12 protein-coding genes are annotated in these 10,375 nt (G+C 72.2%); 7 read left to right on the top strand and 5 right to left on the bottom strand.

The window, feature by feature from the left end; translation table 11 throughout:
* Both AQJ11_RS15570 and AQJ11_RS15565 read right to left on the bottom strand, forming a co-directional pair.
* A partial coding sequence (locus tag AQJ11_RS15570) for a maltotransferase domain-containing protein (RefSeq protein ID WP_159061665.1) occupies positions 1-491 on the bottom strand: 491 nt, incomplete at its 3' end.
* 109 nt (positions 492-600) lie between these two features.
* Positions 601-900, bottom strand: coding sequence for a DUF5133 domain-containing protein (locus AQJ11_RS15565; protein ID WP_058079266.1), 300 nt, complete (start codon positions 898-900; stop codon positions 601-603).
* Between the two features lie 304 nt (positions 901-1,204).
* Here AQJ11_RS15565 and AQJ11_RS15560 point away from each other — a divergent pair, with 304 nt between their 5' ends.
* On the top strand, positions 1,205-1,723 hold the full coding sequence (locus AQJ11_RS15560; protein ID WP_058079265.1) for a hypothetical protein: 519 nt from the start codon (positions 1,205-1,207) through the stop codon (positions 1,721-1,723).
* Positions 1,720-3,867: a glycogen debranching protein GlgX gene (gene glgX / locus AQJ11_RS15555; protein WP_107120833.1), complete on the top strand. Its 2,148-nt coding sequence runs from the start codon at positions 1,720-1,722 to the stop codon at positions 3,865-3,867. The genes AQJ11_RS15560 and glgX overlap by 4 nt, the downstream gene beginning before the upstream one ends.
* A gap of 66 nt (positions 3,868-3,933) precedes the next feature.
* Here glgX and AQJ11_RS15550 read toward each other — a convergent pair whose 3' ends face one another.
* Complete coding sequence (locus AQJ11_RS15550) at positions 3,934-4,743, bottom strand: VOC family protein (RefSeq protein WP_014670709.1); 810 nt, start codon at positions 4,741-4,743, stop codon at positions 3,934-3,936.
* Between the two features lie 128 nt (positions 4,744-4,871).
* Here AQJ11_RS15550 and AQJ11_RS15545 point away from each other — a divergent pair, with 128 nt between their 5' ends.
* On the top strand, positions 4,872-5,186 hold the full coding sequence (locus AQJ11_RS15545; RefSeq protein ID WP_014670708.1) for an ANTAR domain-containing protein: 315 nt from the start codon (positions 4,872-4,874) through the stop codon (positions 5,184-5,186).
* Positions 5,187-5,237: 51 nt separating this feature from the next.
* Here AQJ11_RS15545 and AQJ11_RS15540 read toward each other — a convergent pair whose 3' ends face one another.
* A complete protein-coding gene (locus tag AQJ11_RS15540; protein WP_058079263.1) occupies positions 5,238-6,035 on the bottom strand; it encodes an RNA polymerase sigma factor SigF in 798 nt (265 codons plus the stop codon).
* A 304-nt stretch (positions 6,036-6,339) separates the two neighbouring features.
* Here AQJ11_RS15540 and AQJ11_RS15535 point away from each other — a divergent pair, with 304 nt between their 5' ends.
* From AQJ11_RS15535 to AQJ11_RS15520, 4 genes are all read left to right on the top strand, one after another.
* Entirely contained in the window at positions 6,340-6,795 is a 456-nt protein-coding gene (locus AQJ11_RS15535) for a MarR family winged helix-turn-helix transcriptional regulator (RefSeq protein WP_058079262.1), read from the top strand.
* Positions 6,796-7,010: 215 nt separating this feature from the next.
* Positions 7,011-7,850 carry an ABC transporter ATP-binding protein gene (locus AQJ11_RS15530; RefSeq protein WP_014670705.1) on the top strand — a complete coding sequence of 280 codons (840 nt, stop codon included), beginning with the start codon at positions 7,011-7,013 and terminating at the stop codon, positions 7,848-7,850.
* The gene (locus AQJ11_RS15525; protein WP_058079261.1) at positions 7,810-8,670 is read left to right on the top strand and encodes an ABC transporter permease; all 861 of its coding nucleotides are present in this window, start codon (positions 7,810-7,812) and stop codon (positions 8,668-8,670) included. The genes AQJ11_RS15530 and AQJ11_RS15525 overlap by 41 nt, the downstream gene beginning before the upstream one ends.
* Before the next feature lie 190 nt (positions 8,671-8,860).
* Positions 8,861-9,385: a hypothetical protein gene (locus AQJ11_RS15520; RefSeq protein WP_059263443.1), complete on the top strand. Its 525-nt coding sequence runs from the start codon at positions 8,861-8,863 to the stop codon at positions 9,383-9,385.
* A gap of 30 nt (positions 9,386-9,415) precedes the next feature.
* Here the strand turns inward: AQJ11_RS15520 and hemC are convergent, their stop codons facing one another.
* Positions 9,416-10,351 carry a hydroxymethylbilane synthase gene (hemC, locus tag AQJ11_RS15515; RefSeq protein ID WP_059263442.1) on the bottom strand — a complete coding sequence of 312 codons (936 nt, stop codon included), beginning with the start codon at positions 10,349-10,351 and terminating at the stop codon, positions 9,416-9,418.
* Between the last annotated feature and the right edge of the window lie 24 nt (positions 10,352-10,375).

Here is a 10,375-nt window from a genome sequence, read left to right as displayed (position 1 = left end):
GCCTTCAGACGGTCGTGCACCGACAGGCGGTCGTCGCCGAGGGCGTGCGCGGCGGCCAGCACCAGGGCGCGCTCGGGGCCCTTGGGCACTCCGGCGGCGGCCCGCTCGTACAACTCGGCGCCCTCCTCCAGGACCAGGCCGGTGTCGATCCCGGCCGGCACCTTCACGGACGCGGTGTGCCGCCACGTCGCCAGCGGATGGCTCCAGGCCTCCACCCGGAAGGTCCAACGGCCCGTCGTGTCCGGGGTGATCTCCGCACCCCAGCGGTCGCTGCCCGGGGACAGCTCCCGCATCGGCGTCCAGGGGCCCCGGCGGCCCCGGGGATCGCGCAGGACCACGTTCGCCCCCACGGCATCGTGCCCTTCGCGGAACACGGTGGCCGTGACCTCGAAGGTCTCCCCGGCCACCGCTTTCGCCGGGCGCCTGCCGCACTCCACGGCCGGCCGGACGTCACGTACCGGGACACGGCCGATGGCCGGGGTCCTGCGCATGTATCTCACCTCCGCCGTGCGCGGAGCCGGGCACCCGGCCCGGCTCCGCGATCCGAAAGTCGGGCCGGCGCGCGCCGGTCCCGAGAGGAACGCCTTGTACGGTGCCAGGTCAGGGGCTTGGCGCCGTGGAACGCCGCTCCGGCGGCGGCGCTCTTCTGGCCGCCCGGCGCGGCTTCGGCCGTCCGTCCTGCTCGCGCAGGTAGGTGACCAGGTTCGTGCGGAGATAGCGTTCGGCCGCGTCCGCGGCCTCGCGGGCGCAGCGTTTGCCCATCAGCACGCACAGCGTGTACCCCGAGTCCTCGAAGGTGGCCCGGACCGTGCGGTCGTGGGGCGAGGCGAGCATGACGCGCTCCCACGCCCGGTAACGCCGCAACTGCCGGGCCACTTCGGCCTTGGCGGGTAGCAGCATGGCCCTCAGCCACCTTCCACGCTCTCGACTGGGCGCGTTCCCGACGGTCGGGTGGCGTCCGCGCACGGGAGGGCGCGGCACCGTTACGGCGATCGAGGCTTTCACTTATGGTGCACGCGCGACGACGCAGCGTCTTGTTGGAGCTTCAACCATTCGGGGGTGTCGGCGCTCGTGTTGCACGAATGGCGTAGTGGGCTCACCGTGGAGGTGACTCAGAAGCGATCAGCGCTCACGCTATGTGTCCGGGATCCCTCCCGGACGGGGCAAGGGGAGCGAGAGCTTCGCCGGTGAGGAGCAAGCGACGATGAAGACCGCAGTGCCCTGCTACTACCACCTCGACGTGGAAGTCAGCCCGGAACGGGTGGGACAGGTCAGCCGCATCCTGGCCGCCCACCTCCGCTACTGGGACCTCGACAACCTCGTGGACCCCGTCTGCCGCGGCGCCGAACTGCTGCTGCGGGCGATCGACGAGCACGCGACGGACAAACACACCTCGATCGAGATGTGGTGGAACGGCCAGCACCTCATCACCGCCTTCGGTGACGACGACCCGGATCTGCGCCCGGACCAGGACCTGCGGTCCTGCCTCGCGGACATCGCCGCGATGAGCGACGGCTGGGGCTGCTGCGCCTCGGACACCGGCAGCAAGATCATCTGGTTCTCGCAGCGCGCCCGCGCCGGCCAGCGCGTCCCGCTGGTGCCCATCGCCCCCGAGCCGACGCTGCGGGAGGGCCGCACGGTGCCGCGCGAGGAGCCGGTGGCCGCGCTCGCCGCCGCCGCGCCGGCGTCCGCCGCTGACGACGCCCTGGAGGGCAGCCGGTGACCGCCCGAAAGCGCCGCAAAGGGGTGCCCGTGTGGAGCGGGCACCCCTACCCGTTGGGTGCCGCCTTCGACGGACAGGGCACTAACTTCGCCCTGTTCAGCGAGGTCGCCGAGCACGTGGAGCTGATCCTCGTCGACGACGCCGGCACCGCCACCCCTGTCCCGCTGCAAGAGGTCGACGGCTTCGTGTGGCACGCCTATCTGCCCGGCGTCGGACCCGGCCAGCGCTACGGCTACCGGGTGCACGGCCCCTGGCAGCCGGCGCTCGGCCACCGCTGCAACCCGGCCAAGCTGCTGCTCGACCCGTACGCCCGCGCCGTGGACGGCCAGATCGACAACCACGCCTCCCTGTACGAGCGCGCCCCGGACGGACCCGCGCCGGCCGACAGCGCCGGCCACTCCATGCTGGGCGTGGTCACCGACCCGTTCTTCGACTGGGGCGACGACCGCCCGCCTCGGACGGCGTACGCGGACTCGGTGATCTACGAGGCCCATGTGCGCGGCCTGACCATGACCCACCCGGACGTCCCGGAGCGGCTGCGCGGCACCTACGCCGGCCTCGCCCACCCCGCGGTGACCGAGCACCTCACCTCGCTCGGGGTGACCGCCGTCGAGCTGATGCCGGTCCACCAGTTCGTCCAGGACGGCGTGCTCCAGGACCGCGGCCTGTCCAACTACTGGGGCTACAACACCATCGGCTTCTTCGCCCCGCACAACGCCTACGCCGCCTTCGGCACCCGCGGCCAGCAGGTCAACGAGTTCAAGGCGATGGTGAAGGCGCTGCACGCGGCCGGCCTCGAAGTCATCCTCGACGTGGTCTACAACCACACCGCCGAGGGCAACGAACGGGGCCCCACGCTGTCCTTCCGGGGCATCGACAACGCCTCCTACTACCGTCTGGTCGACGGCGACTGGGCCCACTACTACGACACCACCGGCACCGGCAACAGCCTGCTGATGCGGCACCCCTACGTGCTCCAGCTGATCATGGACTCGCTGCGGTACTGGGTCACCGAGATGCACGTCGACGGCTTCCGCTTCGACCTCGCGGCCACGCTGGCCCGGCAGTTCCACGAGGTGGACCGGCTCTCGGCGTTCTTCGACCTGATCCAGCAGGACCCCGTCATCAGCCGGGTCAAGCTCATCGCCGAGCCCTGGGACGTCGGCGAGGGCGGCTACCAGGTGGGCAACTTCCCGCCGCTGTGGTCGGAGTGGAACGGCAAGTACCGGGACGCCGTGCGGGACTTCTGGCGGGCCGAACCCGGCTCACTCGGCGAGTTCGCCTCCCGGCTCACCGGCTCCTCCGACCTCTACCAGCACAGCCGGCGCCGGCCGCGCGCGAGCGTCAACTTCGTCACCGCGCACGACGGTTTCACCCTGCGCGACCTGGTGTCGTACAACGACAAGCACAACGAGGCGAACGGCGAGGAGAACCGGGACGGCGAGAGCCACAACCGGTCCTGGAACTGCGGGGCGGAGGGCGAGACCGACGACCCGGCCGTGCTCGAACTGCGGGCCCGTCAGCAGCGCAACCTGCTGGCCACGCTGCTGCTCTCGCAGGGCATCCCGATGCTCTGCCACGGCGACGAACTCGGCCGCACCCAGCGGGGCAACAACAACGCCTACTGCCAGGACAACGAGATCTCCTGGGTGGACTGGGACCTGACCGACGAGCAGCACGCCCTCGCCGAGTTCACCGGGCGTCTGATCGCGCTGCGCGCCGCCCACCCGGTGCTGCGCCGGCGCCGCTTCTTCCGCGGCGAGACCGCGACGCACGCCAAGCAGCCGCTGCCCGACCTGATGTGGCTGCGGCCCGACGCCCGGGAGATGACCGACCGCGACTGGCTGCGCGAGGACGCGCACACGGTCGGGGTCTTCCTCAACGGGGACGCCATCGCCGAACGCGACTCCTACGGCCGCCGCATGGTCGACGACTCCTTCCTGCTGTGCGTCAACGGCTACTGGGAGCCGGTCGTCTTCCGCCTGCCCGACGACTCCTTCGGCGAGCGCTGGACCACCCTGATCGACACCGCCGACCCCGAGGGCGTCCCCGACGAACGCGAACGGAAGGCGGGCACGAAGCTGCGCGTGGAGGCGCGCAGCCTGGTCCTGCTGTCGCGCCCGTCGCGTGCCGCCGGCAAGTAACCGACAAAACCAGCCGACGGCGCCGCACCCCGGGCGGGTGCGGCGCCGTCGGCTTGAGGTCCGGCCTCAACGGCTCCGGCGGGACGTCACCGTGAACTGCGCGCCGTCCGGGTCGCGCAGGATCGCCTCGGTGTCCTCCTCGCGCAGCACGCTGCCGCCGTGCTTCTCCGCCGTGCGGGCGCAGCCGGGCACGTCGGCCACCGCGAAGTGGACCTGCCAGTGCGGCCGTACCGAGGGGTCCGGGGCCGCCTCCACCGCGCCGGAGTCGATGCGCGCCACGATGTCGCCCTGGCTGCGCAGCACCACCTCGCCGCCCTCGTACTCGACCTCGCAGCAGCCCGGCGCCCCGGTCGCCCACTCCAGGACCTCGCCGTAGAAGATCGCGGCGTCGAAGGCGTCCCGGGTGTGCAGCCGGACGAAGGTCGGTGCCGCCTGCCGCCACGCCTCCCAGTTGCCGACCAGTTCGCCCTGCCAGATCCCGAACGTGGCGCCGTCCCGGTCGGCGAGCAGCGCCGCCCGGCCCGGCGGGAAGGACAGCGGCCCGACCGCCGCCGTGCCGCCGCGCTCCCGGACCCGGGCCACGGCCACGTCCGCGTCCCGTACGGCGAAGTACGGCGTCCAGGCCACCGCCATCTGCCACATCGAGGCGACGGCGGCGATCCCGGCCACCGGGACCCCGTCCGCCAGGGCGATCCGAAAGTGTTCGCCGAGCTTGGCGCTGCGCCAGCGCCAGCCGAGGACGGCCGCGTAGAAGTCCTGGGTGGCCTGGAGATCGCGGCTGGTCAGGCTCACCCAGCACGGTGCGCCGAAGACGGAGTGGGTGGAGACGACTTCTGTTCTGCGCGGCTCGCCGCCGGTGCGCGTGTCGTGGTTCATGGCAGTCGCGTCCTGCTCTCGGGGCCGGGCGGCCACCGGTCTGACACCAGTGTCCGACCGGAAGGGGGTGGGCTGCCTGTCGAGTACCCCGGGTGGCGGGGGTGCAGGCCCCTGCGCACGATGGAGGGATGGGAGAGATCGAGCCGGACCGGATCGCCGCGCTACAGGCGGAGGTCGACCAGCTGAAGGAGGCCGTGACCTCCCACGCGGTGATCGACCAGGCGATCGGGATGGTCGTGGCCCTCGGCCGGGTGACCCCGGACCAGGGATGGCAGGTGCTGAAGGAGGTCTCCCAGCACACCAACATCAAGCTGCGCAACATCGCGGAGCTGATCCTGATCTGGGGGCGGCGCGGCGACATCCCGGCCGAGATCAGGGCCGAGCTGGAGGACGCGCTGGACCGGTACGGCCCCACCCAGGTGCCGGGGTCCGAGGGGCAGTAGGCCCCGGGAGCCGAAGGAACGGGGGCCCCGGGGCCTGGGGAGGACAGGGGCTCAGCGGGCTCGGACCTCCGCGAGCAGTTCGTCGCGCAGCCGGTCGAAGCAGCCGCTGAGCAGCCGCGAGACGTGCATCTGCGAGATACCGAGCTGCTGGGCGATCCGGCTCTGCGTCATACCGCCGAAGAACCGCAGGTAGAGGATGGTGCGTTCCCGCTCGGGCAGCGCCTCCAGACACGGCTTGACCGCCGCCCGGTCCACGACGAGGTCGAACCCCGGGTCCGGGCCGCCCAGGGAGTCGCCCAGCGCGTATCCGTCCGTGCCGGCCACCTCCGCGTCCAGGGACAGCGCGGAGAAGCACTCCAGGGCCTCCGTCCCGGTGCGCACCTCGTCCTCGCTCAGCCGCGTGAACGCGGCGATCTCGGCGACGGTGGGCGCCCGGCCCGGCGTCGTCTGCGCCAGCTCCTTGGTGGCGGCACGGACCCGGTTGCGCAGGTCCTGCACCCGGCGCGGCACATGCAGGGTCCACATGTGGTCGCGGAAGTGGCGCTTGATCTCCCCGGTGATGGTGGGCACCGCGTAGGCCTCGAAGGCCCGGCCGCGGTCGGGATCGTAGTGGTCGACGGCCTTGACCAGGCCCAGCGCGGCCACCTGGTACAGGTCCTCCAGGGCCTCGCCCCGGCCGCGGAACCGTACGGCGATCCGCTCGGCCATGGGCAGCCACAACCGGACGAGCTCGTCCCGCAGCGCCTGGCGCTCGGGACCGTCGGGCAGCCCGGCGAGCCGCTCGAAAGCGGCGCTGGTGTCCGGGGCGTCGTCGTGTGGATGGGGTTTCGTGCTGCCAGTGACACGCATCGCGCGCACCTCTCTCAGCAGGTGCTGGATGACAGACACCGTGGGAGGTGCGCTCGGACCATGGATAGGACACCGGGGCGTCCGGCGAAGGGCCGGCTCCCACGGACGTGCCTCCTGTCCGAAGCACTGATGTGCCCATTCCCGCTGGGGGGCATCTCAAAACAAACAAGTGCATAAGGGGAGATTCGGACGGAGTGTTCCTGACTGCCCTTTGGGGGCCTTCGGAAGCCTTGGGGTGTCCTTCGGAAGCCCTTGGCGAGCTCTTGGGGAGCAATACCTCTGTAGCAGAGGTAATCTCCGAAGCGTGGACGCCGACACCTTTCCGGAGCAACTGGCCGACGCGCTGGTGCGCATCCAGCGGCTGATCCGGCGCCGGCTGCGCGGCGGGCTCACCGCGCCCCGGCTGCGCGGCGCCGAGGTCGAACTGCTGCGGCTGGTCGAGTCCCGGCCCGGCATCGGCGTCTCGGACGCGGCCCGTCGGCTGCACCTGGCCGGGAACTCCGTCTCGACCCTGGTCAACCAGCTCGTCCGGGATGGCTATCTGGTCCGCGAGACCGACCCGGCCGACCGGCGGGCCGCCCGGCTGCTGCTGACCGGGTCCGCCGAGCAGCGGCTCGCGGACTGGCGGCGCCGCCGGGCCGAACTGGTCGGACGGCATGTCTCCCGGCTCGGCGAGGCCGACCGCGAGGCCCTGCGCGCGGCCCTGCCGGCCCTGCGCAGGCTGGCCGTCATGCTGCACGAGGAGGCCGAGGAAACATGACGAGCGACAAGCCTGACGGATCCGGCGCGGGGGGTACACCCGAGGCCACCGGTACGGATGTCACAGGTACGGCTGGGACCCCCGGCACGTCCGGGGCCCCCGCCGGCGCCGCGACGGCCCCGGAGGGCGCTCGGGCCTCCCAGGGTGGTCCGGCCGGTCGGGAGCCTTCCGCCGGTCCGGCCGAGGGCGTACCCGGCGCCGTCGGTGCTTCCTCCGTGGCCGCGGACCGCGGCTCCGTCGAAGCCGTGTCCTGTACCGGGCTCGCCCATGCCTTCGGTGAGACCCGTGCCGTGGACGGGCTCGATCTGGCCGTCCGGGAGGGCGAGGTGTTCGGGCTGCTGGGCCCCAACGGAGCCGGCAAGACCACCGCCATCCGCTGCATCACCACACTGCTGCCCGTCCCGGCCGGCATGGTCCGCGTCTTCGGGCATGACGCCGCCAAGGAACGGATGGCGGTGCGCCGGCTGCTCGGCTACGTCCCGCAGCAGCTGTCCGCCGACAGCGCGCTCACCGGCCGGGAGAACGTCGCCCTGTTCGCCCGGGTCTTCGACGTGCCGCGCCGCGAGCGCGCCGCACGGGTCACCCAGGCCCTCGCCGCCGTCGGCCTCGCCGACGCCGCCGACCGGCTGGCCGGCACCTACTCCGGCGGCATGGTCCGCCGCCTGGAGCTCGCCCAGGCCCTGGTCAGCGCACCCCGGCTGCTGATCCTGGACGAGCCCACGATCGGCCTGGACCCGATCGCCCGCACCGGCGTCTGGGAGCACATCAACGCCGTACGCGCCGCCACCGGCATGACCGTCCTGGTCACCACCCACTACATGGATGAGGCCGACCAGTACTGCGACCGGGTCGGCCTCATGCACCGCGGCCGGGTCCGCGCCCTCGGCACCCCGGCCGCACTGCGCCGCGGCCTTGCCGAGCGGCGGGGCGCCGACCGCCTGCCCACGCTGGAGGACGTCTTCCGCGACGTCGCCGGCAGCGGCCTCGACGACCACTCCGGAGGAGGTTTCCGCGATGTCCGAAGCACCCGCCGCACCGCGCACCGCGTCGGCTGACGGCACTCCCCAAGACGGCATCGCCCTGCTGCTCACCCCGCCCGTACCGCGCGCGGGCTGGCGCGTCCTGCCCGCCCGGGTGATCGCCATGTGCGCCGTCGAGCTCCAGAAGCTGCGCCACGACCGGACCGAGCTGTACACCCGCGCGGTCCAGCCCGCCCTGTGGCTGCTGATCTTCGGCCAGACCTTCACCCGGATCCGGGCGATACCCACCGGCGGGGTCCCGTACATCGACTACCTGGCACCCGGCATCATCGCCCAGTCGGCGATGTTCATCGCGATCTTCTACGGCATCCAGATCATCTGGGAGCGGGACGCGGGCATCCTGAACAAGCTGCTCGTCACCCCGACCCCCCGCTCGGCCCTGATCACCGGCAAGGCCTTCGCGGCCGGGGTGAAGTCGCTGGTCCAGGCGGTCGTCGTGATCGTGATCGCCGCCCTGCTCGGCGTCGCCCTCACCTGGAACCCGCTCAAGCTGCTCGGCGTCGCCCTCGCGGTGGTCCTCGCCTCCGTGTTCTTCTCCTGCCTGTCGATGACCATCGCGGGGATCGTGCTCAGCCGCGACCGGCTGATGGGCTTCGGGCAGGCGATCACCATGCCGCTGTTCTTCGGCTCCAACGCCCTCTACCCCGTGTCCGTGATGCCGGGCTGGCTCCAGGCGGTCAGCAAGGTCAACCCGCTGAGCTATCAAGTGGACGCCCTGCGGGGCCTGCTGCTCGGTACGCCCGCGCATCTCGCCGCCGACTTCGGGGTGCTGGCGGTGGCCGCCGCGGCGGGCATCACCGCGGCCTCCGCACTGCTCGGCCGGCTGGCCCGCTGATCTTGCCGTGGACGTGATGTGCGGCACGCGCGCGTACCCGGCCGCGAGGGGCCGGACACGGATTCTTCCTGCGCAGCGCTTGATCACCGATCAAAGCGGGTGAATCCCCTGGCCACAGCGCATTCCGCGCATTTGACAGTGCGCTGAGCGCACAGATAGACAGCAGCTCTCGAAGGTCGAGAGGGGCACTGTGTACGAGCCGAACGTGGTCGGGGACTGGCAGGAGTACGAGGAGCATGCCGGTCTGCGGGTCCGCGTCCACCGCCTGGAGCCGGCCGAGCCGCCGCGCGGACGGGACGACGCCGCCGCCGGGCTGACGTACTTCAGCGTCCGGGTGACCGTGGAGAACCGCGGCGCGCGGCACTACGGCATCCATCTGGAGGACGGTCAGATCGACGTCCGCGTCGGTCCGGACGGCGAGGGCGCCTTCATCGACTGGCGCAACTCCCAGTTCATCGAGGGCTTCGACGTCTACCCGCTGCGCCGGGCCACCGCCGTCCTCTACGCCGCCGCGCCCGAGGCCGCCCTCACGCACGTGGACGTGCAGGTGCAGCTGCGGGTGGAGGACGAGTGGACCGACCGCCGGCTGTGGGCGGGCGGCATCGGCATCGTGGAGCCGACCGCGCCGGCCGCACCCGCCGGCACCGGACAGGGCAGCCTGGCCCACCAGGTCAGCGCGTTCCTGAAGGACCAGACCGAGCCCGGTTCCGCCTGACGAGCGCCCGCGCGGGGCGTCGTACGACGCTCAGTGCGGAATGCCGTCGATGATCTCGCGCGCGCCCTGCCGCAGCAGCGCCACCGCGACCGAGGTGCCAAGGGTGGCCGGATCGAGCCGGCCCGCCCACTCGTGGGCGTTCAGCCGGGTCTTGCCGTCCGGAGTGAAGACACAGGCCCGCAGGGAGAGTTCGCCGCTGCGGTCCACGCGCGCGTACCCGGCGATGGGGCTGTTGCAGTGCCCCTGCAACACGTGCAGGAACATCCGTTCGGCCGTCGCCTCCCGGTGGGTGGCCGGGTCGCTGAGCCCGCTGACCGCGTCGATCAGCTCGCTGTCGTCCTCCCGGCACTGCAACGCGAGGATGCCCGCGCCGATCGGCGGCATCATCGTCTCCGGGGACAGCACCTCGCTGATCACGTCCGTCCGTCCGATGCGCTCCAGTCCGGAGACCGCCAGCAGCAGCGCGTCCGCCTCGCCGGCGGCCAGCTTCTCCAGCCGGCGGTTGGCGTTGCCCCGGAAGGGCACACACCCCAGGTGCGGGTGGGTGGCGGCCAGTTGGGCGATGCGCCGCACCGCGGAGGTGCCGATCCGGGTGCCGGCCGGCAGCTCGTCCAGGGTGAGCCCGTCCGGGTGCACCAGGGCGTCCCGGATGTCGTCCCGCTTCAGGAACGCGGCGAACACCGTCCCGGCCGGCAGCGGCCGGTCGGCGGGCACGTCCTTGACGCAGTGCACCGCGAGATCCGCCTCCCCGGCCAGCAGGGCGGCGTCCACCTCCTTGGTGAACGCCCCCTTGCCCTCGACCTGGGACAGATCGCCGAGCCACTTGTCACCGGTGGTCTTCACCGGTACGACCGCGGTGCGCACGCCCGGGTGCAGCACCGCCAACTCGGCGCGGACCCGTTCGACTTGGGCCAGGGCCATGGGCGAGTCGCGGGAGACGATTCGGATCAGTTCGGGAACCGGCATGCGGACACGATAGACCCACCGGCC

Origin of the sequence: Streptomyces corchorusii (genome assembly GCF_001514055.1) — a bacterium.
Lineage (GTDB): Bacteria > Actinomycetota > Actinomycetes > Streptomycetales > Streptomycetaceae > Streptomyces > Streptomyces olivaceoviridis.
The sequence above is the reverse complement of the archived record's forward strand: the minus strand, read 5'-3'. Positions and strand labels throughout refer to the sequence as shown.

Bases quoted from the DNA above. Each gene is read 5' to 3' on its own strand.
- AQJ11_RS15540 (WP_058079263.1), bottom strand. From the start codon at position 6,035: ATGCGTGTCACTGGCAGCACGAAACCCCATCCACACGACGACGCCCCG.
- hemC (WP_059263442.1), bottom strand. From the start codon at position 10,351: ATGCCGGTTCCCGAACTGATCCGAATCGTCTCCCGCGACTCGCCCATG.
- AQJ11_RS15560 (WP_058079265.1), top strand. From the start codon at position 1,205: ATGAAGACCGCAGTGCCCTGCTACTACCACCTCGACGTGGAAGTCAGC.
- AQJ11_RS15550 (WP_014670709.1), bottom strand. From the start codon at position 4,743: ATGAACCACGACACGCGCACCGGCGGCGAGCCGCGCAGAACAGAAGTC.
- AQJ11_RS15565 (WP_058079266.1), bottom strand. From the start codon at position 900: ATGCTGCTACCCGCCAAGGCCGAAGTGGCCCGGCAGTTGCGGCGTTAC.
- AQJ11_RS15525 (WP_058079261.1), top strand. From the start codon at position 7,810: ATGTCCGAAGCACCCGCCGCACCGCGCACCGCGTCGGCTGACGGCACT.
- AQJ11_RS15545 (WP_014670708.1), top strand. From the start codon at position 4,872: ATGGGAGAGATCGAGCCGGACCGGATCGCCGCGCTACAGGCGGAGGTC.